The 24,344-nt window shown below is 42.6% G+C and carries 23 protein-coding genes and 1 other annotated feature; of the genes, 22 read left to right on the plus strand and 1 reads right to left on the minus strand.

Annotated elements, in window-relative coordinates; all coding sequences use genetic code 11:
• The first annotated feature begins 21 nt into the window (after nucleotides 1-21).
• From NQ503_RS07420 to NQ503_RS07445, 6 genes are all read left to right on the plus strand, one after another.
• The gene (locus NQ503_RS07420; protein ID WP_005425067.1) at nucleotides 22-1,911 is read left to right on the plus strand and encodes a hypothetical protein; all 1,890 of its coding nucleotides are present in this window, start codon (nucleotides 22-24) and stop codon (nucleotides 1,909-1,911) included.
• Nucleotides 1,871-2,428 carry a DUF5662 family protein gene (locus tag NQ503_RS07425; RefSeq protein ID WP_022388077.1) on the plus strand — a complete coding sequence of 186 codons (558 nt, stop codon included), beginning with the start codon at nucleotides 1,871-1,873 and terminating at the stop codon, nucleotides 2,426-2,428. The genes NQ503_RS07420 and NQ503_RS07425 overlap by 41 nt, the downstream gene beginning before the upstream one ends.
• 189 nt (nucleotides 2,429-2,617) lie before the next feature.
• The gene (locus NQ503_RS07430; RefSeq protein WP_022388076.1) at nucleotides 2,618-2,998 is read left to right on the plus strand and encodes a GntR family transcriptional regulator; all 381 of its coding nucleotides are present in this window, start codon (nucleotides 2,618-2,620) and stop codon (nucleotides 2,996-2,998) included.
• A complete protein-coding gene (locus NQ503_RS07435) occupies nucleotides 2,992-3,843 on the plus strand; it encodes an ABC transporter ATP-binding protein (RefSeq protein ID WP_005425063.1) in 852 nt (283 codons plus the stop codon). The genes NQ503_RS07430 and NQ503_RS07435 overlap by 7 nt, the downstream gene beginning before the upstream one ends.
• Nucleotides 3,840-4,496, plus strand: coding sequence for an ABC-2 transporter permease (locus NQ503_RS07440; RefSeq protein WP_005425061.1), 657 nt, complete (start codon nucleotides 3,840-3,842; stop codon nucleotides 4,494-4,496). Before NQ503_RS07435 ends, NQ503_RS07440 begins: the two co-directional genes overlap by 4 nt.
• Nucleotides 4,497-4,642: 146 nt before the next feature.
• The gene (locus NQ503_RS07445; protein WP_005425059.1) at nucleotides 4,643-5,734 is read left to right on the plus strand and encodes a DUF362 domain-containing protein; all 1,092 of its coding nucleotides are present in this window, start codon (nucleotides 4,643-4,645) and stop codon (nucleotides 5,732-5,734) included.
• A gap of 33 nt (nucleotides 5,735-5,767) precedes the next feature.
• Here NQ503_RS07445 and NQ503_RS07450 read toward each other — a convergent pair whose 3' ends face one another.
• Nucleotides 5,768-6,367: a cytidylate kinase-like family protein gene (locus tag NQ503_RS07450; protein ID WP_022388073.1), complete on the minus strand. Its 600-nt coding sequence runs from the start codon at nucleotides 6,365-6,367 to the stop codon at nucleotides 5,768-5,770.
• 379 nt (nucleotides 6,368-6,746) lie between these two features.
• Here NQ503_RS07450 and NQ503_RS07455 point away from each other — a divergent pair, with 379 nt between their 5' ends.
• The 16 genes from NQ503_RS07455 (at nucleotide 6,747) to pgeF (ending at nucleotide 24,299) form a co-directional block, all read left to right on the plus strand.
• Complete coding sequence (locus NQ503_RS07455; RefSeq protein WP_005425050.1) at nucleotides 6,747-7,592, plus strand: cell wall hydrolase; 846 nt, start codon at nucleotides 6,747-6,749, stop codon at nucleotides 7,590-7,592.
• A gap of 200 nt (nucleotides 7,593-7,792) precedes the next feature.
• Complete coding sequence (gene thrC / locus NQ503_RS07460) at nucleotides 7,793-9,283, plus strand: threonine synthase (RefSeq protein ID WP_005425049.1); 1,491 nt, start codon at nucleotides 7,793-7,795, stop codon at nucleotides 9,281-9,283.
• 393 nt (nucleotides 9,284-9,676) lie between these two features.
• A complete protein-coding gene (locus tag NQ503_RS07465; RefSeq protein ID WP_044925707.1) occupies nucleotides 9,677-10,732 on the plus strand; it encodes an aldose epimerase family protein in 1,056 nt (351 codons plus the stop codon).
• Nucleotides 10,733-10,833: 101 nt separating this feature from the next.
• On the plus strand, nucleotides 10,834-11,979 hold the full coding sequence (locus NQ503_RS07470; RefSeq protein WP_242650154.1) for a SpoIID/LytB domain-containing protein: 1,146 nt from the start codon (nucleotides 10,834-10,836) through the stop codon (nucleotides 11,977-11,979).
• Nucleotides 11,980-12,038: 59 nt separating this feature from the next.
• The gene (locus NQ503_RS07475; protein ID WP_044925704.1) at nucleotides 12,039-12,938 is read left to right on the plus strand and encodes a YihY/virulence factor BrkB family protein; all 900 of its coding nucleotides are present in this window, start codon (nucleotides 12,039-12,041) and stop codon (nucleotides 12,936-12,938) included.
• Between the two features lie 40 nt (nucleotides 12,939-12,978).
• Nucleotides 12,979-13,206: a binding site (T-box leader), on the plus strand.
• 47 nt (nucleotides 13,207-13,253) lie between these two features.
• Complete coding sequence (pheS, locus tag NQ503_RS07480; protein WP_044925703.1) at nucleotides 13,254-14,273, plus strand: phenylalanine--tRNA ligase subunit alpha; 1,020 nt, start codon at nucleotides 13,254-13,256, stop codon at nucleotides 14,271-14,273.
• A 156-nt stretch (nucleotides 14,274-14,429) separates the two neighbouring features.
• A complete protein-coding gene (pheT, locus tag NQ503_RS07485; protein WP_044925702.1) occupies nucleotides 14,430-16,847 on the plus strand; it encodes a phenylalanine--tRNA ligase subunit beta in 2,418 nt (805 codons plus the stop codon).
• Nucleotides 16,847-17,461, plus strand: coding sequence for a histidine phosphatase family protein (locus NQ503_RS07490; protein ID WP_005425023.1), 615 nt, complete (start codon nucleotides 16,847-16,849; stop codon nucleotides 17,459-17,461). The genes pheT and NQ503_RS07490 overlap by 1 nt, the downstream gene beginning before the upstream one ends.
• A 154-nt stretch (nucleotides 17,462-17,615) precedes the next feature.
• Nucleotides 17,616-19,247: a MotA/TolQ/ExbB proton channel family protein gene (locus tag NQ503_RS07495; RefSeq protein ID WP_005425021.1), complete on the plus strand. Its 1,632-nt coding sequence runs from the start codon at nucleotides 17,616-17,618 to the stop codon at nucleotides 19,245-19,247.
• Nucleotides 19,248-19,259: 12 nt separating this feature from the next.
• Nucleotides 19,260-20,267 (plus strand): OmpA family protein, encoded by a 1,008-nt coding sequence (locus tag NQ503_RS07500; RefSeq protein WP_005425020.1) that lies wholly within the window; start codon nucleotides 19,260-19,262, stop codon nucleotides 20,265-20,267.
• A 118-nt stretch (nucleotides 20,268-20,385) separates the two neighbouring features.
• Nucleotides 20,386-20,733 (plus strand): 50S ribosomal protein L19, encoded by a 348-nt coding sequence (gene rplS / locus NQ503_RS07505; RefSeq protein ID WP_005425019.1) that lies wholly within the window; start codon nucleotides 20,386-20,388, stop codon nucleotides 20,731-20,733.
• Between the two features lie 77 nt (nucleotides 20,734-20,810).
• Nucleotides 20,811-21,404 carry a signal peptidase I gene (lepB, locus tag NQ503_RS07510; RefSeq protein ID WP_005425018.1) on the plus strand — a complete coding sequence of 198 codons (594 nt, stop codon included), beginning with the start codon at nucleotides 20,811-20,813 and terminating at the stop codon, nucleotides 21,402-21,404.
• Nucleotides 21,405-21,411: 7 nt separating this feature from the next.
• Entirely contained in the window at nucleotides 21,412-22,269 is an 858-nt protein-coding gene (gene ylqF / locus NQ503_RS07515; RefSeq protein ID WP_005425017.1) for a ribosome biogenesis GTPase YlqF, read from the plus strand.
• Nucleotides 22,266-23,021, plus strand: coding sequence for a ribonuclease HII (locus NQ503_RS07520; RefSeq protein WP_005425014.1), 756 nt, complete (start codon nucleotides 22,266-22,268; stop codon nucleotides 23,019-23,021). Before ylqF ends, NQ503_RS07520 begins: the two co-directional genes overlap by 4 nt.
• Nucleotides 23,022-23,072: 51 nt before the next feature.
• Nucleotides 23,073-23,423 (plus strand): YraN family protein, encoded by a 351-nt coding sequence (locus tag NQ503_RS07525; RefSeq protein WP_082246504.1) that lies wholly within the window; start codon nucleotides 23,073-23,075, stop codon nucleotides 23,421-23,423.
• A gap of 18 nt (nucleotides 23,424-23,441) precedes the next feature.
• Nucleotides 23,442-24,299 (plus strand): peptidoglycan editing factor PgeF, encoded by an 858-nt coding sequence (gene pgeF, locus NQ503_RS07530; protein WP_044925697.1) that lies wholly within the window; start codon nucleotides 23,442-23,444, stop codon nucleotides 24,297-24,299.
• Nucleotides 24,300-24,344: the final 45 nt, after the last annotated feature.

Here is a 24,344-nt window from a genome sequence, read left to right on the forward strand (position 1 = left end):
AAGTTACAAGGAGAATCGGAAATGGAAAAACAGAACAGAATACGTGCATACAAGGGAGATCCTGTAAATCCTGGTGTCAGTAGGAAAACCGCAGGAATAAATTTTGCAGTGGAGATCCCCTGTGGCATATCCGCGTCACTGGTGTTATATCGCAAGGGTGCTGCGCTGCCGGAGGTGGAAATTCCTTTTACAGAAGAACACCGGACAGGCAGAATGTGCGCAATACTGATATCTGGATTAAAACCAGATAAATATGAATATAATTTCCGGGCGGCCGGAAAAATCATGCAGGACCCTTTTGCCAGGGTAATACGCGGACGTGAGAAATTTGGAGCACCGGTATCAGAGGATGAACATGCTGTACGCTGTGGGTTCCTTTCGGAAAAAGAGTATGACTGGAAGGAAGATACTGCACCGCAAATCCCATATAATGAAATGATCTTATACAAAGTTCATGTACGTGGGTACACAAAGCAGGCGAAACTTTCGCCTAGAAAAAAAGGTACTTTTGCAGGACTTGTGGAGATGATTCCTTATTGGAAAGAGATGGGAATCAATGCAATCGAACTGATGCCGGCATATGAGTTTCAGGAATGTACACGCAAAGAGACGGTGGGCATTATGGCAGTCCGTTCAAAAAAAGATGACAGGATAAATTACTGGGGATATGCACAGGGATTTTATTTTGCGCCGAAAGCATCTTACTGTGCGACCAGGGAACCGGATCGGGAGTTTCGTGATATGGTCCATGCACTGCATCAGGCAGGAATCGAGTGTATCATGGAGATGTATTTCCCGGAGAATACGCCGTCATTGCAGGTAGTGCGTTCCCTCTGGATGTGGAAACTGTTTTATCATGTGGATGGATTTCATCTTATGGGAGATGGCGTTCATCAGAAAGTCCTTGAACAGGATCCGATTCTTTATGGGACAAAGAAAATGTTTTCTGAGATCGCGGGCAATGCAGATACGGAAAATATGCTTGCAGAATATAATGCAGGATTTAAGCAGGATATGAGAAGATTTCTTAAGAGTGATGAAGGCATGATCTCAGGGGCAGAATTTCATGTGCGAAGGAATACGGGCTCTTTTGGAACTATCAATTATATGGCAAATCAGGATGGGTTTACGCTGTATGATACAGTGGCATATAATTATCGCCATAACGAAGCGAATGGCGAGGACAATCGTGATGGCAGTGAATTTAATTATTCCTGGAACTGTGGCATTGAGGGAGCAACACGCAAACAGGTAATTCGCAAAATGCGTGAGCAGCAGATGAGGAATGCGTTTCTGATGCTGCTTTTGAGTCAGGGGACGCCAATGATCTATGGTGGTGATGAATTTGCCAATTCACAGGCGGGAAACAACAATGCATGGTGTCAGGATAATGCAGTAGGATGGACGGACTGGAAAAATGCGAAGAAGCAGGAGAATCTTTCCTCTTTTGTAAAGGAAGCAATTGCTTTCCGAAAAAAACATCCAATCCTTCATATGCCACAGGAAATGCGTGGAGTGGATTACATGGCGAAGGGATTTCCGGATATTTCTGTACATGGGGAACGTGCATGGTTTCTTAACCGTGATAATACCAGCCGCCTTCTGGGCGTGATGTACTGCGGCTCTTATGCAGAGAATGAAAATGGAAATGCAGATGATTTTATTTATATAGGAATGAATTTTCACTGGGAAAAACGAAATATTGCACTTCCGAACCTTCCTGACGGACTGGGCTGGAAAAAGGTTGCGGATACTTCCGGGCAGACACCAGAGCAGTGGTTTGGAGAATATGAAGAAACATATAAAAAATCAATTAAGATCAATCCACGTACGATCGTGGTACTGATCGCAAAGCGGGAGGAATCAGGGCATGCATCCATGGCTGCACTTCAAGACAATAACGAGGCATAAACTGCTGGTAATGAAATATTGTTTTCGCATAGGACTTTACAAACAGGGCCTGCTTCATGACCTGTCAAAATATTCACCGACAGAATTTCTGGTTGGCTGTAAATACTATCAGGGGACGAGAAGCCCGAATAATGCAGAGAGAGAAGACATTGGAGTATCAACTTCATGGCTCCATCACAAAGGGAGAAATAAACATCATTTTGAGCATTGGGTAGATTATTCTGTAAATGATGGCGAGCATGTGATCATGGGAGCGCAGATGCCGCGCAAATATGTGGCAGAAATGGTCATGGACCGGATCAGTGCATCCAGGAACTATCTTGGGGATGCGTACAATGACAGCCAGCCATTGGAGTATTTTCTGAAGAGTAAGGAAAAACTTTGGTTTATTCATCCTCAGACCAATAAAGAACTGGAAGCACTTCTCAGGATTTTGAATGATCATGGTGAAGAAAAGCTGCTTCATTATATTAAATATAGATACCTGAAGGGTGAGACCAGAAAGATTCGTTATTGAAATAAGAGAAATGAGCAAAAGCCGTTATCTTGTGTTAGAGATATTCTGACAGGATAACGGCTTTTTATAATTTTGAGAGTGAAATGTGAAATAAAGAAATGATATGAATAAACAATGCAGATAAACAGTATATAACAGTTGACAACAGTGATACACTGTTATATACTGTTTGCAGAAGGAGGGATGAAGTTGAACCTTATTATAAATCATACTTCCATGGAACCAATCTATGAGCAGATTGTAGCACAGATCAAGGCAGAAGTGATTGAAGGAAGAATGACGGCCGGAGATGCGCTTCCATCGGTGAGGGCACTTTCAAGAGAGCTGAAGATCAGTGCGCTGACAGTAAAAAAAGCCTATGACAATTTGGAAGAAGAAGGATTGATTGTGACTGTCCATGGAAAGGGAAGCTTTATTGCGGCAGCAAATCAGGAGCTTCTGATGGAAGAGCGGCGCAAGGAATTGGAGAAAGAACTGGAAGCTGCTGTACAGAAAGCCCGTACCGGGGGATTGACGGCGAAAGAAATCCGGGAGTCATTTGAGATCATAATGGAGGATGAGGTATGTTAGTACAACTGGATCGTGTAATGAAGAAATATGGCAGTTTTGCACTGGAACTGAATATGGAGATTCCAGAGAATCAGGTGACCGGATTGATCGGGGCGAATGGAGCGGGAAAGAGTACGACATTTAAACTGATGCTTGGACTTATCCGTCCGGATGAAGGAAATGTGGAGATATTTGGAAGAAATGCTGCGGAAATGGGTGCAGAGGATAAACAGAAGATTGGAGCCGCATTCTCCGACAGCGGATTTTCCGAATATTTGAAAGTACAGCAGCTTATTCCAATCATGAGCCGTTTTTATCCGGATTTTCAGGAAGAAGAGTTTCGTGGAAGATGTGAGAGATTTAAGATTCCGCTGAATAAACAGATCAAGGAGTTTTCTACCGGAATGAAAGCAAAGCTGAATGTACTTCTTGCACTCAGCCACGACAGCAGATTACTGATTCTTGACGAGCCAACGGCGGGGCTGGATGTGGTTGCAAGAGAAGAAATCCTTGATCTGCTGCGGGAATATATGGAGATCCCGGGACGATCTATTGTGATTAGCTCTCATATTTCCGGTGATCTGGAACATTTCTGTGATGACCTGTATATGATCCATGAAGGCAAAATCGTCCTTCACGAAGAAACGGACCGTATTCTTGAGGAATATGGATTCCTCAAGGTATCAGAGCAGGAATACGAAGCCCTTGACAAAGAATATCTTCTGCGTGTGAGAAAAGAGTCCTTCGGCTATAGCTGTCTGACAAACCAGAAGAATTATTATCTGGAAAATTATCCGGGGATCATAGTCGAAAAAGGAAGTGTAGATGAAGTCATTTCCATGCTGGTGAAGGGAGAACTGTTATGAGGGGATTATTGATGAAGGATCTGGAATTGATTAAAATAAATATGAAAATGTATCTGGCAGTTTTTCTGATAGGCATTATTTATCTGGTTGCACAGGAGAACGGAAGTACATTTTTTGTAGCTTATGCGATCTTTGTGAGTATTAGTGTCTCTGTCGGAACAATTTCCTATGATGGTTACCATCATGGAATGAAATTTCTAATGACATTGCCGGTCACAAAAAAGCAATATGTACAGTCAAAGTATCTGCTCAGCTTTGGTTTTGCAGTACTGGTCAGTGTTATCAGCCTGCTTTTGGGGATGATAAGAATACAGATTTCCGGAAAACAGGAAGCAGAGGACCTTTTGATAAGCGCAGGCACTGCACTCGTTATTTCCTGTATAATACTTTGCGGAATGATTCCGCTTCGCTTGAAATACGAAGCCGAGAAAAGCAGGATTGTTATGGTGGCGGTGGTAGTAGTAATCTTTCTGGTGGCTGCTGCATGTAAGGAACTATATGATGTGTATCAGAAGAGCTTTGGGAAAGGCTTGCGGTTTCTGAATACCCTTTCCGGATGGCAGATAGCGGTTGGACTGATTGTAGTTATGATGATTTGTCTGGCCGTGTCCGTGAAGGCCAGCGAGAGGATTATGGAGAAGAAGGAGTTTTGAGACACTATAAACATTGATTTTTGGATACTTTAGAAGAAAAACTAATTCCGCTCTTAAAATAATTAACTGGAACATTTCGTTTAAATGCGTTATCCTGTAAAAAGAGAATTTATATCTGTGATATATAAGAAACAGGAGGATCGCTTATGGAAAAAAATCAGATTTTTATAAAAACTGGTACAAAATACAAAAAAATGACCAGGGAACTTCTGGAAGAGAGCAATCTCGCAGAACTGATTGGTGATAAGAATAAAATGGTAGGTATCAAACCTAATCTGGTATCCCCATCAGATCCGGCAAATGGAGGAACAACACATCCGGAAATCGTGGCGGGAATCCTGGAATATCTGAAAGAAAACGGTTTCAAAAACAGTATGATCCTCGAGGGTTCCTGGGTAGGCGACCGTACTGCAGATGCATTCGAAGTGTGCGGTTACCGGCAGCTTTGTGAGGACTATGATGTGGAGTTTTATGATACGCAGAAAGACAAAAGCTATACAAAAGACTGCTGCGGTCTGGAACTGAAAATCTGTGAGAGCGTGAAAAAAGTAGATTTCCTGATCAATGTGCCAGTCATGAAAGGACATTGTCAGACAAAGATTACCTGTGCCCTTAAGAATATGAAGGGATTGATTCCGAACACAGAAAAACGCCATTTTCACTCTATGGGACTACACAAACCGATCGCGCACTTAAATGTTGGTATCCATCAGGATTTTATTGTAGTTGACAATATTTGTGGTGACCTGGATTTTGAGGATGGTGGAAATCCGGTGGTGATGAACCGTATCTGGACTGCCATGGACCCGGTGCTGGTAGATGCGTATGTCTGTCAGCAACTCCATTACAAAGTATCTGATGTTCCATATGTAAAACTTGCCGGTGAGCTTGGCGTTGGTTGCTCTGATATTACTAAAGCAGATATTCGTGTACTGGGAGAAGACATTCAGCAGAACATTCCAGAGAGACGAAAAGTGGTAGAAGTGGCAGATGCGGTAGAAGAAGTTGATTCCTGCAGCGCATGTTATGGCTATCTCATTCCGGCACTCGATATGCTGAAACAGGAGGGACTCCTCGAAAAACTTCACGAAAAAATCTGTATCGGCCAGGGATATAGAGGAAAGGCAGGCGAACTCGGCGTCGGCAACTGCACCAGAAACTTCAAACACCACGCAGAAGGCTGTCCACCAACCGAAAACCAAATCTACGAATTCCTGAAAGAATATATCTCTAAATAAAACAAGTGGGGGAATGTGCGTTCCCCCACTTTGCTATTTCTTCGCAGCGGCCTCCTTGATAATCTGTATAATTGCATCCTGGCTGAATTTACTGCTGTCGATACACAGATCGTACTGTCCCATGTCCATCCATTTCTGATCGGTAAAGAATTCATAATAAGCACGACGTTCTTTATCCATCCTTTTTACCAGTTTCCGTGCACTCTTTTCTTCACGGTCAAGACGTTCCATGATGGTTTTTACACGCGTTTCAAATGGCGCATAGATAAAAATATGGAGTGTATCATCGCCTGTCAGAATGTGATTTGCACACCGGCCGACAATGACACAATCTTCTCTGTCACTCAGCGAAAGAATGATCTCTCTTTGAATACCAAAAAGAACGTCATTCATCGGAATAGGGTAGCGATCGACCCCAATCTGAAGTTCGTTGTCAATTGGAAATCCCCACGGGCTCGGACGCTTTTCATCAACTTCTGCAAACTGATCGAGAGGAACATTTTTCTTATTGCTGGCCATTTCGATCAGTTCCCTGTCATAAAAACCAATTCCCATTTCATTAGCAAGGGCTTTTCCGATGATTCGTCCATTGCTTCCATACATACGATTGATTGTGATAATACGTTTATTCATACAGGTTCCTCCTCTCGAAATATACATTTTTTATTTGTCTCTATCATAGTACAATTTTTGGATAATTTCAATAAAAATATTAAATAAAATAAAAATAATATATATAATATTAACATATCAATCGAGGCACTTCGTTATACAGGATAAAATATAGTTTCTGTCGAGAAAGAACATTTACAGTGGAAAACGGTCGAACGAATTTTCTTGACTGAAAAGATGGCAAAAAGCTATAATATTCCTGTCAGTAAAAACAGTACTGGAAAAAATTACTTGACATATCTACGCATATTAAATATAATTTGCTTATGCATTACAGAAATGTTACAAAAAAATAAATTATGAAAAAAAGACATAATGAAAATGCAAGGAATGTTTAAGTATGAGAAAAACAAGATTGACAGGAACCCATAACGATAAGGATAAAAGCGGCAGAGAACACAATTCGTCTTTTCATAGCTTTGTTTCTCTGAGTGTCTGTGCCCTGACAGTGATCGCCGTAACAGGTGGATGCAAGCTGGCAGGAACTGAGAAACATAAAGTATATGCCGCTTCAGAGAACGAAAGCAGCAGCCTGTACAGTGAAGATGCGGATTATGACCTTCCGTCAGGGATTGCGGGTGTGGTTTCCGGAGTCAATGCAACGCCGGCAGCAGGTTCGACCGTAAACCGTATCGGAATTTCCTGCGATGACGTAATTGTTGGTCAGCGTGTGCGAAAAGTTACAAGCAGTGCCGTAGAAATGAATGTCAGTGAATCTATGGCGACGACTGTGGATACATTTGATGCAAAAGTTGTTTCTGCATCGTCTTCCGCAAAACTGATGTCGGATGAGGATTATGAGAATCTACTTCAGATTGTAGAGGCAGAAGCGGGCACAGAAGATCTGAAGGGAAGGATCCTGGTTGCAAATGTTATCATGAATCGTGTGAAATATCCGGAATTTCCGGACAATGCAACAGATGTTATCTGGCAGTACATAGATGGTGTGGCACAGTTTTCTCCAATCGCGGATGGAAGGATTTCGGAAGTAGTTCCGTCGGATGAGACGAAAGAAGCAGTGAAACAGGCACTGGAAGGCGTGGATTATTCAGATGGAGCACTGTTCTTTATCCAGAGATCTGCGGCAGCGAAGAATAATATTCAGTGGTTTGACAAAAATCTTAAAAAATTATTCAAGCACGGTGTACATGAATTTTACACTTATCCGGAGGCTGCACAACAGTAGCAGATGTAAGCAACTTCAAAATTATGTTATTGTTTAGATATTTATAAAGAGCCCGAAGGATCAGAAAGTTCCTTCGGGATTTTTGTATAATTGGGTATGGAATTTTACACGGTAACGTGGTATACTATGACGCAAAATGGTGACTGCAGGCAAAATGTGAGTAAAACCTAAGAAAACCCCAAGAAAGGCAGGAAGGATACATGCAGGTATTATATAAAAGCACAAGAGGAAAAGGTGAGACAGTAACTGCTTCCATGGCAATTTTAAAAGGACTTTCTGAAGATGGAGGACTGTTTGTCCCGACTGAGATTCCGAAGCTGGATGTGCCGGTAGAGAAGCTTGCACAGATGACATATCAGGAGACTGCATATGAAGTTATGAGTCGTTTCCTTACAGATTTTACAGAAGATGAACTGAAAAACTGTATTGCGAATGCATATGATGAAAAATTTGACACAAAAGAGATTGCACCGCTTCATGAGGCAGATGGTGAATATTTCCTGGAACTTTTCCACGGCGCAACGATTGCATTCAAGGATATGGCACTTTCTATCCTCCCACATCTGATGACGACAGCAGCCAGAAAGAATCAGGTCAGCAATGACATTGTGATTCTTACTGCTACATCCGGAGATACAGGTAAAGCTGCTCTGGCAGGTTTTGCAGATGTACCGGGTACAAAGATCATCGTATTCTATCCGAAACACGGAGTAAGTCCGATTCAGGAAAAACAGATGGTTACACAGAAAGGTGATAATACTTATGTAGTAGGAATCACAGGAAACTTCGATGATGCCCAGACAGCAGTTAAGAAAATGTTCAATGATCGTGAACTGTCTGCAGAACTTAATGCGGCGGGCTTCCAGTTTTCATCTGCAAACTCTATCAATATCGGAAGACTGGTGCCACAGATCGTATATTACGTATACGCATATTCAAGACTTGTTGGAAATGGAACAGTTAAAGCCGGTGAAAAGATCAATGTAGTTGTACCGACAGGAAACTTTGGTAATATTCTTGCAGCATATTATGCAAAACAGATGGGACTTCCAATCAATAAACTGATCTGTGCGTCCAATGAGAATAAAGTTCTGTTTGACTTCTTCCGTACAGGAACCTACGACAGAAAGAGAGATTTTATTCTGACAACTTCTCCATCCATGGATATTCTGATTTCCAGCAATCTGGAACGTCTGATCTATCGTCTTACTGGCGAAGATGCACAGAAATGTGCAGAACTGATGCAGGCTTTAAGTGATGGCGGAGAATATACGATCACAGAGGATATGAAAAAAGGTCTTGCTGATTTCTATGGTAATTACTGCAGTGAAGAGGAAACAAATGAAGCTATTCATGCAACATACAAGAGCAGTGATTATGTGATCGATCCTCATACGGCGGTTGCGGCAGGTGTTTATAAGAAATATCTTGCAGATACGGATGACCATACGCCAACCGTAATTGCATCTACAGCAAGTCCGTACAAATTTACGAGAAGTGTCATGGATGCAGTTGCAGAAAATACAGAAGATATGGATGATTTTGCACTGGCAGACAGACTTTCAGAAATTTCCGGTGTTAAAGTGCCGAAGGCAGTAGAAGAAATCCGTACAGCACCGGTACTGCATGATACGGTTGTTGATGCCCCGGATATGCCGGACACTGTAAAGAAAATCCTCGGAATCAAATGATTTATAAACAGTAATTGGAATGGATTTTGACCAAGTTGCTGTGAACGAAGTGAACAGTAACTTGATATTTTTTCCAGTATTATGTATTGAAAAATCACATACAATAGAGTAAAATAAAGATAGAAAAAACGTACGGGATAACTCCTGGAATGTGCGAGGCCCCTTCATAATTTGAACCTACATTGACAAATAGGGAATCCTATCATCGCTGCAGTGATGTCAGACCTCTCGTTGTGGTAGGCAGATCTGTAGTTGCGGATACCCAACCTGGCTGCGGCTAGGCGTCAAATGGAAGGGAACGGCATCCCGGGACCTGTAAAAAAAGAAATGAGTCATAGAGATATGGCTCTTTTTTTGAAGGAATATAAGAGTTCAGGTATTGGAGGAAGAAACATGGTAACACAGAGAACATTTGGTACATTGCCATCGGGGGAAGAAGTTCAGATCTATCATCTGGAAAACAAATCAGGGGCGTTCGCAGAGGTTCTGCAGTTTGGTGCAATTCTTGTAAAGCTTTGCGTGCCGGACAGAGACGGCAGACTTACAGACGTTGTTTTGGGATATGATGATCTGGCTGGATATGAGGTCAATGGATGCTTTTTCGGGGCAACGATCGGAAGAAGCGGAAACCGCATTGCACAGTCCAGATTTACACTTGACGGTAAGGAAATAGTCTTGACACCGAATGAGGGGGCGAACAATCTTCACAGCGGTCCGGATGGATTTGAGAAAAAAATGTGGACAGCTTCAGAGATTTCCGAAGACAAGAATGCAGTTACTTTTTCAAGGATCAGCCCGGATGGAGAGAATGGTTTTCCGGGAGAATTTAATGTTTCTGTTACATATGAAATGACGGAAGAAAACGAATTGCGTATTGTCTATGGTGGTGTCTGTGATCAGACAACAATAGCAAATATGACAAATCATTCATATTTCAACCTTGCAGGAGAAGGAAGCGGCAGTGCGATGGATCAGTATTTAACGATTCATGCAGAACAGTATACACCGGTTGGTGAAGGATCTATTCCTCTGGGAGAGAATGCAGCGGTAGAGGGAACTCCGATGGATTTCCGTAAGGCCCACAAGATCGGGGATGAGATTGAGGCTGATTTTGAACAGCTCAGGATCACAGGTGGATATGACCATAACTATGTGACGGATGGATACAATAAAGCAAGTATCCGTGAAATCGCAGAGGCATGGTCTGAGAAGACTGGAATCCAGATGAATGTACTTACCGACTGTCCTTGTGTACAGTTTTATGCTGCTAATTTTGTTGATCAGGAACATGGCAAAAACGGTCATGTTTATAATAAACGTGAGGCATTCTGTCTGGAGACGCAGGTTGAGCCGAATGCAGTGAATGTTGAAAATTTCCATTCTCCTATTCTGGAGGCGGGCGAGCGTTATTACTCCGAAACAATCTATCGTTTCTCTGTGAAGAAATAAATAATGTGGTTATGAATCCGATTCTTTTCATATAATGCAGTATGAAGAGAGTCGGATTTTTTTGTTTTGAAGAAAAGAATAATGATTGTCGCAGGCAACGGATGATGAAAGTGCTGATCGTCATAATGATGGCAGGTATGTGGTGCATGCAGCCTGAGAAAGCATCAGCAGCAGACCCGGTGATACGTGTCATTTTGACAACAACGGATTTCAACTCCAGATATCATCAGGAGATCACAGTATCTTATGATGGAAAAGAGATTACATATACGGCGGAAGAAGTGAAAAAACAGGGGGATAAGGTCCGCATTCCTGCACAAAAAGATGGAATCAGGATTCTGTCCATACAAAGGCAGTCCGGAACTCCGGTCTACGACGGAAGTATTGAAATTATTCCGAAAGAAGAAGGGCTGATAATAGTAAATGAACTTTTTCTTGAAAAATATCTGACCAGAGTAGTCCCGAGTGAGATGCCGGCAACTTATGAAAAAGAGGCACTGAAAGCACAGGCTGTGTGTGCAAGAACATATGCCTGGAAACAGATTCAGGAACAACGTCTTCATGAACTGGAAGCAGACGTAGATGATACTGTGAACTTCCAGGTATATGGGAATATGGAGCCACAGAAAGCTGCGACAGAAGCGGTGAGAGAAACGGAAGGACAGATTCTGTGTCAGAATGGAGAAGCTGTGGAGGCATATTATTTTTCCACATCGGCAGGTGTGACCAGTACAGACGAGATATGGGGAAGCGATGAAGCAGCTCCTTATCTCAGGAGCGTTCCGTGTAAATTTGATGAAGAAGAACCATGGAGCAGCTGGATAGTAGAACTTCCGTGGAAGATGCTGGAGGACAGGATACGTGAGAAAGGGGAAGGTACAGTACTCAGATCGGTTACTGTAACCAGACGCAGTGAGAGCGGGGCAGCTACAGCACTCGAGGCTGTGTCAGACAAAGATTCCTGCATAATAGAAAATGAATATGAGATTCGTAAATTTCTGGCACCTGTAAATTGTATGATCACGGAAAAAGATGGAACAGAAACAGCAGGAGGAAGTCTTCTTCCAAGTGCTTATTTTGAACTGGAGAGAACGCAGAATGGAAATCTCCAGGTCAGAGGAAAAGGATATGGACATGGTGTCGGAATGAGTCAGACCGGAGCAGATAAGATGGCAGAGCAGGGGTATGATTACAGAGAAATACTGGACTATTTTTTCAGAAATATTACGGTAGAAAATCTGGGATGACACAGAACACATTTCATGGTAAAATAGACAGAAATGTAGTAACTATCGGGAGAAAAAATATGGGAAAAAAAACAGATAAAAGTACGGTTGGCCTGATCCTGGGATTTGTAAAACGAATGCAGGAAGACCATATTGGTGCTTACGCTGCACAGGCGGCATATTTTTTGATCATGTCGTTTATTCCTTTTGTGCTGGTGCTTACGGCACTGGTTCAGTATACACCATTGACATATCGTATGCTCAGACAGGCAATCCTGGGATTTGTTCCATTGAATTTACAGGATTTTGTTCTTAAGATCATTGCAGAAGTATTTACCAAAAGCGCTGCAGTTGTACCGATTTCCGGATTGTTTGCATTGTGGTCATCGGGAAAAGGCATGCAGTCACTGATCGCGGGGCTCAATGTGATCTATCATGTAAAAGAAACCCGAAACTGGCTGACAAACAGATTGTATTCTATGCTGTATATGTTTCTGTTTGTGCTCGCAATCATCATAAGCCTTCTTCTTCTGGTTATGGGTAACCGTATCCATGCGGCACTCGTCATTCATGCGCCTCTTCTTGGAAGAATGCTTGGACGACTGCTGAGTGCAAAGACCTTTCTGGTGTTTGTTGTGTTGTTTCTGGTATTTCTCGTTTTGTACAGATATCTTCCAAACAGAAAGGCATCACTGAAAAGTCAGGTACCGGGGGCATTTATTATCGCAGTTGCATGGTCATTGTTTTCCTATTTCTTTTCATTGTATTTTACATTCTTTCCGAATTTCAGCAATATGTATGGCAGTCTGTCTGCATTGATCATGGTTATGCTGTGGCTGTATGTGTGTATGAATTTGCTTCTGTATGGTGCTGAGATCAATGCATATTTCGAGAAAGAATTTCGTCAGGCGCAGATGTCTTTGTGGCAGGGGATAAAAAAACTTCTTGACAGTTTTTTTGCACTGTGGCATAGTAGATAGAAGAAAGTGACTGCTCAGCAGAATGAGTAGATGCTATAAGGTATAAGCTGTGAAGGCGTTTCAGGAGAATGTTTTCTTACAGAGAGAGGGAGTCATCGGCTGTAAGCCCCCTTAAGTTCAGACATTATCTTAATTTCCCGCCAGAGCTTCATTTCTGAAAGTATACAGTAGGAAGTGACGTTGATGCGCGTTAAGCATGACTCAAGTGCCTGTGAATCAGTGTTCACGGGAAACAGGGTGGTACCGCGGTTATTATTCCGTCCCTTTTCAGGGGCGGATTTTTTATGTTAAAAAAAGGAGAGTAAAACCATGGATATGAAGGAAAGACTTCAGGAACTGGCAGAAGCAGCCAGAAAACGGATCGAGGAATCAGATGGTCCGGATAAACTGAACGAAGTAAAAGTTGCGTACCTTGGAAAAAAAGGTGAATTGACGGCAATCTTAAAAAGTATGAAAGATGTTGCTCCGGAAGACCGTCCAAAAGTCGGTCAGATGGTAAATGAGACAAGAGCAAAGATCGAAGAACATCTGGAAGCGACCAGAAAGAAACTGGAAGAAGCTCTTCGTGAAGAAAAAATGAAATCAGAAGTGATCGATGTTACACTTCCGGCAAAGAAAGCAAAGATCGGACATCGTCATCCGAACAGCATTGCACTGGAAGAAGTAGAGCGTATCTTTATCGGAATGGGCTATGAAGTAGTAGAAGGTCCGGAAGTAGAATATGCAGATTATAACTTTACAAAACTGAATATTCCGGAAGATCATCCAGCAAGAGATGAACAGGATACTTTCTTTATCAATGATTCTATCCTTCTTCGTTCTCAGACTTCTCCGGTACAGGCACGTACCATGGAAAAAGGCAATCTGCCGATCCGTATGATCGCACCGGGACGTGTATTCCGTTCAGACGAAGTAGATGCGACACATTCTCCGTCCTTCCATCAGATCGAAGGTCTGGTCATCGATAAAAATATTACTTTCGCAGATCTTAAAGGAACTCTTCAGGAGTTTGCACAGGAACTGTTCGGTCCTGAGACAAAGACAAAATTCAGACCGCATCACTTCCCGTTTACAGAACCAAGTGCAGAGGTAGATGTTTCCTGCTTCAAATGTGGTGGTAAAGGATGTCGTTTCTGTAAAGGTTCTGGTTGGATAGAAATCCTCGGATGTGGTACGGTGCATCCAAACGTACTGAGAATGTGCGGTATCGATCCGGATGAATACACAGGATTCGCATTTGGTGTTGGCCTTGAGCGTATTGCACTTCTCAAATATGAGATCGATGATATGAGACTTCTTTATGAGAACGACGTCAGATTTTTGAAACAATTCTAGTTCAATTCAACAGAATTGAACAGCTTCCCTGATAGAATATCGGGGAATTTCCGAAATTTCTGCACAGCAGAAAGGATGCGCGAACGAAGTGAGCATTTACTTTCTGTGCAGGTTGATTAATTTAAATGAACTTTATTCGAAAGGTGGATATAAAACATGAATACATCAATGTCCTGGATTAAAATGTATGTGCCGGATCTGGATGTAACAGCCCAGGAATACACAGATGCCATGACACTGTCAGGAACAAAAGTGGAAGGCTTCGAAAAACTGGACGCAGATCTCGACAAGATCGTAATTGGACAGATTGAAAAAATAGAAAAACATCCTGATGCAGATAAACTTATCATTTGCCAGGTAAACATCGGAACAGAAACTGTACAGATCGTCACAGGTGCGCCGAATGTCAAAGAAGGAGATAAAGTACCGGTCGTTCTGGACGGCGGACGTGTTGCCGGAGGACATGACGGACAGAAGACTCCTGGTGGGATCAAAATCAAAAAAGGAAAACTCAGAGGTGTAGAATCCTTCGGTATGATGTGCTCCATCGAAGAACTTGGAAGCACAAGAGAAATGTACCCGGAAGCACCAGAATACGGTATCTATATTTTCCCGGAAGATGCGGTTGTAGGAGAGAGTGCGATCAAAGCACTCGGTCTTGATGATGTTGTGATTGAATATGAGATCACATCCAACCGTGTAGACTGCTATGGTGTGCTGGGAATCGCGAGAGAAGCAGCAGCTACTTTTGACAAGAAATTCGTTCCTCCTGTAATCAAAGAGACAGGAAATGATGAAAAAGCATCCGATTATGTCAAAGTAACCGTAGAAGATCCGGAACTTTGTCCGAGATACACAGCAAGAGTTGTCAAAAACGTCAAGATCGGACCATCCCCGAAATGGATGCAGAGATGTCTGGCTTCCAACGGAATCCGCCCGATCAACAACCTTGTTGATATCACAAACTATGTTATGGAAGAATACGGTCAGCCAATGCACGCATATGATCTGGATACTATCGAAGGAAGAGAAATTGTTGTACGTCGTGCAAAAGCCGGAGAAAAATTTGTAACACTGGATGACCAGGAACGTGAAATGGATGATCAGGTTCTGATGATCTGTGACGGAAAGAAAGCAGTCGGCATCGCCGGGATCATGGGTGGAGAAAACTCCATGATCACTGATAATGTACACACAGTACTTTTTGAAGCAGCATGCTTCAACGGAACGAACATTCGTCTTTCTTCCAAGAGAATCGGACTTCGTACAGATGCATCCGGTAAATTTGAAAAAGGGCTTGATCCGAATAATGCAAAAGCAGCAATTGACCGTGCATGCCAGCTGATGGAAGAACTGGGAGCAGGTGAAGTTGTAGGAGGATGTGTAGATATCTGCAATGAAGTAAGAGAACCTTCCAGAGTACCATTTGAGCCGGAACGCATCAATGCACTTCTGGGAACAGATCTTACAAAAGAAGAAATGCTTGCATACCTTGCAAAAGTAGAGCTTACTCTTGATCCGGAAACAAATGAGATCGTAGCTCCTACTTTCCGCCAGGATATCCATTGCATGGCAGATGTTGCAGAGGAAGTTGCAAGATTCTTTGGATATGATAAGATTCCTACCACACTTCCGAATGGAGAAGCTACGACAGGTAAACTTCCATTCAAACTTCGTATTGAGAACGTGGCAAGAGATATTGCTGAATACTGTGGATTCTCAGAAGGAATGACATATTCTTTCGAAAGCCCGAAGGTGTTTGATAAACTTCGCATTCCAGAGAACAGTGATCTCCGTAAAGTGATCACGATCAGTAACCCGCTTGGCGAGGATTACAGCATCATGCGTACAACGACTCTGAACGGTATGCTTTCTTCTCTGGCAACAAACTATAACAGAAGAAATAAAGCAGTCCGTCTGTATGAAATCGGTAAAGTATATCTGCCAAAGGCACTTCCGCTGACAGAGCTTCCAGATGAGAGAACACACTTTACACTTGGTATGTACGGAGCAGGCGATTTCTTTGATATGAAGGGTGTGATCGAAGAATTTTTCGAAAAATCCGGAATGAAGAAAAAAGTTCACTATACACCAGACAGCAACAAAACTTATCTGCACCCGGGCAGACAGGCGAATATCAGCTATGAAGGCAAAGTAGTCGGATATCTCGGGGAAGTGCATCCACTTGTTGCGGGTAATTATGGAATCGGAGAGAGAACTTATGTTGCAGTGATTGATATTCAGGATATCCTTGAATTCTGCGGATTCAACCATAAATTTACAGGAATTGCAAAATATCCGGCAGTTACCCGTGACTTAAGTATGGTTGTTCCGAAACATATTCTTGCAGGACAGATTGAAGATGTTCTGGAGCAGAGAGGCGGCAGGATCCTGGAGTCTTATCAGCTCTTTGATATCTATGAGGGTGCTCAGATCAAACCAGGATACAAATCCATGGCTTATTCTGTTGTATTCCGTGATCATGAAAAAACTCTGGAAGAGGCTGAAATCACAGCGACCATGAAGAAAATCCTGAATGGTCTAACAGCACTGGGAATCGAGCTGAGAAGCTGATGAAATTATATATTGTGAGACACGGCGAGACCGTGTGGAACAGGCATCATAAGGTACAGGGCGTGGCGGATATCCCGCTTGCTGAAAATGGAATCCTTCTTGCAGAGAAGACAGGGGAAGCATTAAAAAATGTTTCCTTTGATCTCTGCATTACCAGTCCGCTGGTGAGAGCCAGAAAGACTGCAGAATTAATCCTTGCAAAACAGGCGCATAAAGTACCTGTAAAAGAGGATATAAGGATCCGGGAAATTAATTTCGGTGTGTTGGAAGGCGTTGTGTGCATGAACGATGCACGCGAATATCTGGATCCGCAGATGAAGAAGTTTTTTACAGATCCATGGAATTTTGACCGCCCAAAGGATGGTGAAAGTATTAGGGATGTTCTTGCACGGACAAAAGAGTTCTGGGAGGAGCTCATCCATAACCCAAAACTTCAGGACAAGACGATCCTGATCGCATCTCATGGATGTGCAGTAAGGGCACTCCTTCATAATGTGTACAAAGACCATGAGGATTTCTGGCATGGTTTTGTACCCCCGAACTGCAGTGTGAATGTGGTTGAGGTGACAGACGGACAGGCCGTTCTTCTGGAAGATGATAAAGTATATGCATAAGAAACAGATGACAGGCAGTTCCTTTACAGGAGCTGTCTGTTTTTGTGTTTATGAATTCTTTGTGAAGGGCGGGTAAAGTGGAGAAAACAGCTTGTTCGCAAAAATATGATATGATATCATAAAAACAGGCAAAAATACTCTAAGGAGGTCGGCTATGAAGAAAAAAATCGTGAATGTTGTATTGTTTCTGGCTGTGCTTGCGGCAGCACTTGGAATGACTTTTTATGTAGGAAACAATGCGATGAGCGTATTGCTCTATAACTTTGTTTTTCTTGGTATTATAGCAGTGGTTTATGTCGTCGGACTGTTCGGAGGAATGTTCCGGATGAACAGACTTGCACAGTCGCTTGGAGATGCGGCACAGGAACTGGAAGATATGTTCAAGATGCCGGGAAGAGTTGCTCCGGACAAGATTGAATCCATGAACGGGATTTTCCATAACCACTATCTGGATGCAAAAATGAAGGCATTTACAGATGGGATTGCGAAGAGCCAGGAAGGAATTGTGGACATCGAGGAATATATCAATGAAGAAGACCTGGATCTTCATATCCACAAGAAACTTCTGGAAATGGCACCGGACCTTTTTACCAGTATCGGTATTCTTGGCACATTCGTGGGTCTGGTATGGGGACTCAAAGATTTTCAGCCGGCGAACTACGAAGCAATGACCAGTTCAGTTTCTTCGCTGGTAGATGGTATTAAGGTTGCGTTTCTTACTTCAATCTATGGTATTGCATTTTCTATTGTTTATACTTCGGGAATGAAGAGCGAATATTCCGCTCTTACGGAGAATCTTCAACTGTTTCTGGATAAATTCCATACATATGTGATGCCAAGTGCAGAGACAGAATCCATGAATCTTCTGGTTGCAAGTCAGAAGAATCAGACTGCTGCCATGAACCAGATGGCAGAACAGTTTTCTGTAAAAATGGCAGACAGTTTTGAAAAAGTCATTACTCCGACGTTCAAGAAGATGAATGACTCTTTGGATACACTGGTCTCTTCTGTGACGAAATGTCAGGAAGATGCAGTTAAAGAAATTCTGGATGCTTTTCTGAAAGAGATGAACACATCTTTTGAAATACAGTTCGCAGATTTTGGAAAGGCACTTACACAGCTGAAAGATGCACAGACAGATAATACCAATTATACGACAAATCTGTATCAGGCGATGAGTAAACAGCTCAGTGACGCATATGTGGAGCATGAGCAGACAATGAAAAAAATGATCGAAGAATCCACTGGTCTTCAGAAAGAATACATTACGGCTGCGAACCGTATCCTGCTGGACAACCAGACGATTCAGAAACAGCAGCAGGCAGATTATCAGCATCTTGCAGATTATCTCAAAGAAGCAGAGATGTCATCTGCCAAGTTCTGGGTTGCATGTAACCAGACTATGCAGAAATATGTTGAAGCTGCGGCACAGGGAATGGAACGTATTTCTGCGGCCGGAAAGAGCAATGCAGATGTTGCGGCTGCAAACCGTCAGGTAGTAGAAGAATTTGATCAGAAACTTCAGGAGTTTGCTCAGTATCAGAAGTTATCCTGTAAGACAATGGAACAGGTTCGTCGTCTTCTGACGGACATTTCAGCAGCGGGAAGCAGTGACCGGGTTCAGCTGACAGCAGGACGCAATTTACAGAAAGAATCACTTGAGAAGCTTCAGGAAACCATGCAGACACAGAGCGAGATGCAGCAGGAACTTCTGGAAGAAATCTCCAAAAACATCAGAGAACTTTCCAAAGGAGTTCAGAAAGGCAAATTCGGTTTGTTTAGGTAAGAGGAGAAACAGATGCGCAGAAAGAAAAAATCAGAGAACAATGGATTTAATGTCTGGCGTTCTTATTCCGATATGATGGCAGGTGTGCTTCTGCTTTTTGTGCTGATCATGTGTGTGACTCTTTTTCAGGCGCAGAAAAGCTATAATGAAAGTCTTCAGGAAAGAGATGAAAAAATCGCTCTTCAGGAAGAATACACACAGGAACTGCTGGATAAACAGAATGCGCTGGACAAAAAAGATGAGACACTGCAGAATCAGGATGCTCAGTTAAAAACCCAGGATGAAAAACTTGCAGAGCAGGAACAACAGCTTGCAGCACTCGCTGCCAAACTGAAAGAGCAGGAATCTACACTGAATGCACAGCAGTCGGCATTGGACGAAAAGACCGCGCAGTTAAAAGATCAGCAGGCGCAGATCGACCAGATCATCGGTGTGAAGGCAGACGTAATTGAGGCACTGAAAAATGAATTTTCCAAAAATAATATTAATGTAGATATTGATGCACAGACTGGCGCGCTGACACTGGAAGCAAGTGTTATGTTTGACTATGATCAGGCAGAACTGACAGATGCCGGTAAACAGGCTCTGGAGCAGATCCTTCCGATTTACTGTAAGGTACTTCTTCAGGATGATTATATGAAATATCTTGCAGAGATCATCATTGATGGATATACAGATACAGATGGTGACTACAGCTATAACCTGCAGCTTTCCCAGCAGAGATCACTGGCAGTGGCTCAGTACCTTCTTGACATTCAGGGAAACTTTCTGGATACCACGCAGTCACAGAATCTGGAAAAATATCTCACAGTCAATGGGCATTCCATGGCAAATCCGGTTCTTGATGCAAACGGAAATGTAGATAAGGATGCTTCCAGACGAGTGGAGGTTAAATTCCGGCTGAAAGATGAAGAAATGATCGATGAACTGAATCAGCTTCTTAGCAGTAATGATGATACTACTGTGGATAACAGTGCATCTACGGATACAACGACTGCAGAAAACACGGAAAACAACTAAAAAACTGCTTGCAATGGACCAGAATGTATAGTATAATCAATACCGTTGTAAAAAAAGATGGTCCTCTGTTACAGTTCAATGTATTAAGAACATCCAGATAAGAATAGGAGAAAATAAAATGAACGACATCATTAAAAACATCGAGTCTGCTCAGTTAAAAGCAGAAGTACCGGAATTCCGTGTAGGTGACACAGTAAGAGTACACGCACTGATCAAAGAAGGAAACCGCGAAAGAATTCAGATCTTCGAGGGAACAGTTCTTAAAAGACAGGGTGGAAGCACCAGAGAAACTTTCACAGTAAGAAAGAGCTCCAATGGTGTTGGCGTCGAGAAGACATGGCCGATTCACTCCCCACACGTTGTTAAAGTAGAAGTTATCCGTCAGGGTAAAGTTCGCCGTGCTAAGCTGAACTACCTGAGAGACCGCGTTGGTAAAGCTGCTAAAGTTAAAGAACGCGTTAGATAAGAAAATTTCAAAGGTTTCAAAAGAAGGGACAATAACGACAGCTATTGTCCCTCTTTTTCCATTATGGGAGAATAATTATGGAAATAAAAAACTGGAAAGAATATCCCAAAGTACAGGAAGTAAAAGAAAAATTTGAAAATGAAAAAGTCCGCAGTTCCATGCGCTGGGTATTTCAAATCATGGTAACACTGGTGTTTGCAGCTGTTGTTGCGATCATGATGTTTCAGACAGTTACGATGCAGGAAAGCTCCATGGAACCGACGATTTCTGTCGGAGACCGTTTTTTTATAAATAGAGCAGTATATAAATTTTCTTCTCCGCAGAGGGGAGATATGATCGTATTCCGTACAAGTGCAAGTGATGATGCGGCTCTTCATATCCGACGTGTGATAGGGCTGCCGGGAGAAACAGTACAGATAACAGGAGGAAGAATCCTGATCAATGGAGAGGTATATAATGAAGGCAAAGATTTTCCAATGATAACCAATCCAGGCCTTGCTGCAACTGCGGTTACGCTTGAATCTGGAGAATACTTTGTCCTCGGAGATAACAGAAACAACAGTGAGGACAGTCGGTATGCAGATATCGGTATGGTCCGCAAGAGATATATTGTAGGTAAGATCTGGTTCACATGTTCTCCGTTTGAAAAACTGGGATTTACGAAAGGGTAGGTAATATATGAACGTACAGTGGTATCCTGGTCATATGACCAAGGCAAAAAGACAAATGCAGGAAGATCTGAAACTGATCGATCTGATTATAGAACTGGTAGATGCCAGAGTGCCTCTTTCCAGTAGAAATCCGGATATTGACCAGCTTGGACAGAATAAATCAAGACTGATTCTTCTGAACAAAGCAGATCTGGCGGATGAAAGACAAAATGAAGCATGGAAAGAATATTTTCAGAAGAGAGGTTTTCATGTTGTAAAAGTGGATTCCAGAAATGGATCTGGAATGAAGACCATTCAGAATGTTATACAGGAGGCCTGTAAGGAAAAAATTGAACGTGACCGCCGCCGTGGAATTAAAAACCGTCCAATCCGTGCAATGGTGGCTGGAATCCCGAATGTTGGAAAATCTACGTTTATTAATACATTTGCGGGAAAAGCATGTGCAAAGACCGGAAACAGACCTGGTGTGACCAAGGGAAAACAATGGATCCGCCTGAACAAAAATGTAGAGCTTCTGGACACACCTGGAATTCTCTGGCCGAAATTTGAGGATCAGCAGGTGGGAATCCGGCTGGCCTGTGTCGGTTCGATCAAAGATGATATCCTGAATATGGAAGAACTTGCACTTTGGCTGATTGAACATCTGAGAACAAATTACAGTGGGCTTCTTGAGAAACGTTATGGGATTTCGGAGGAAGGAACGGCTGTTGAAATCCTTGGGAAAATTGCCAGAGCACGTGGATGCCTCAAAAAGGGAGAAGAACTGGATTATGTAAAGGCTTCAGGACTTCTCTTTGATGATTTCCGTGGTGGTAAGATTGGACGTGTGACTCTGGAATGGGCAGAGCAGGAGAAAAGTGAATGAAAACGATCGGTGAGATAAAAGAAGAGTTTTCAGTAGCACGGGAAGCGGACTGGAATGCTATCTGTCAGATGTATGAAACAGATCTTCGGAGCGGCGTGCAGAAACTGGTACAGCAATATCGAAAAAAACTGGATGCGCTGGAAAAAGAAAAGCTTCGTATGGAACAGATGATGCAGTTTGAACATAAATATGAGCATCTTGGATATCTCTGTGGAATTGATGAAGTGGGAAGAGGACCGCTTGCAGGGCCGGTAGTAGCCTGCGCTGTGATTCTTCCGAAAGATCACCCTATTCTGTATCTGAATGATTCCAAGAAACTGACTGCACATAAAAGAGAGGAACTGTATGATGTGATCATGCGAGAAGCAGTTGCAGTAGGACTGGGAATGGCAAGTCCGGCAAGAATTGATGAAATCAACATTCTGCAGGCAACCTATGAGGCAATGCGACAGGCGGTAAGTAAACTTGCGGTTATGCCGCAGCTTCTTCTGAATGATGCGGTTACGATTCCGGGAATTGAAATTCCGCAGGTGCCGATCATTAAGGGAGATGCCAAGAGCGCATCTATTGCGGCTGCAAGTATTGTAGCAAAAGTTACGAGAGACCGTCTGATGGTGGAATATGACAAGACTATGCCGGAATATGGTTTTGCATCTAATAAAGGGTATGGCTCTGCAGAACATATTGCGGCTCTTCAGAAATATGGACCAACACCGATCCACAGGGCAAGTTTTATTACACATTTCGTATAAATTACATAAGATACCTACACATAAATAAGAAATGAGAGAACAAATCTGAGCATTAATAGACGTAAAATAGGCAGCTGCCATGAAGAAGAGGCGGCTGCCTTTCTGAAAAAACAGGGCCTTTTTATTGTAACAAAGAATTTTCGCTGCAAAAGCGGAGAAATTGACCTGATCGTTCGAGATGGAAAATATCTGGTATTTGTAGAAGTGAAGTATCGAAGCAATAAAGAAAGCGGATATGCATCTGCAGCAGTAGATTATCGCAAACAGAAGCGTATCAGCCAGGCTGCACAGTTCTTTTTGCTGCGATATGGCTATGGAGAACCGCCGTGTCGGTTTGATGTAGTTGCGATTGACGGTGAACAGATTCAATGGATCAAAAATGCATTTGATTATTGTGGATGAATGATAAAGGAGCAGAAGATGACAGAAATCAGATGGTATGAGGAAGGAAAACCTCATATGAGGATAAAAGAAAATAAAGGGGTTACCTGGCTGAGCTATCAGGCATTTGAACAGTTTCCGGATATCGTACATGCGTTCAGCACCAGACTTGGCGGAGTAAGTCAGGGAGTCTATTCTTCGATGAACCTTAGTTTTACGAGAGGGGATGAGGATGCGGCTGTTCATGAAAATTATCGCAGGCTTGCAGAGGCAGTGGGATTTTCGGCAGAAGATATCGTGACTTCTGACCAGACACATACTGCGAATGTTCGTGTAATAACAGAAGAAGACAGAGGAAACGGCATTACGAAGCCAAGGCCGTATACGGATGTAGATGGAATGGTTACAAATGTTCCCGGACTTGTACTGGCAACATTTTATGCGGACTGCGTGCCGTTGTATTTTGTGGATCCGGTACATCGTGCAATCGGACTGTCGCATTCAGGGTGGAGAGGAACTGCTGCGAAGATCGGAAAAGTAACGGTCGAGAAAATGAATGAGGAATACGGAACAGATCCAAAAGATATTTACAGTGCGATCGGGCCCTCTATCTGTCAGAAATGTTATGAAGTGAGTGAAGATGTGATTCTGGAATTTCAGAAGTCATTTGAAAAAAAGTACTGGGATTCACTGTTTTATATAAAAGAGAATGGAAAATATCAGCTGAACCTCTGGGAGGCAAACAGGCTTATTATGTTAGAAGCTGGAATAAAGGAAGAACATATTTCCATGCCGGGAATCTGCACCTGCTGTAACCCGGAGTTTCTTTTTTCGCATCGTGCATCACATGGAAAAAGAGGAAATCTGGGAGCATTTCTTGGAATACGTAGAAAATAATATATATAAAATACATTATAATAAAAGCGGGAGCTCCTGTGAAAG

Origin of the sequence: Blautia obeum ATCC 29174 (assembly GCF_025147765.1) — a bacterium.
Taxonomy (GTDB): Bacteria; Bacillota; Clostridia; order Lachnospirales; family Lachnospiraceae; genus Blautia_A; species Blautia_A obeum.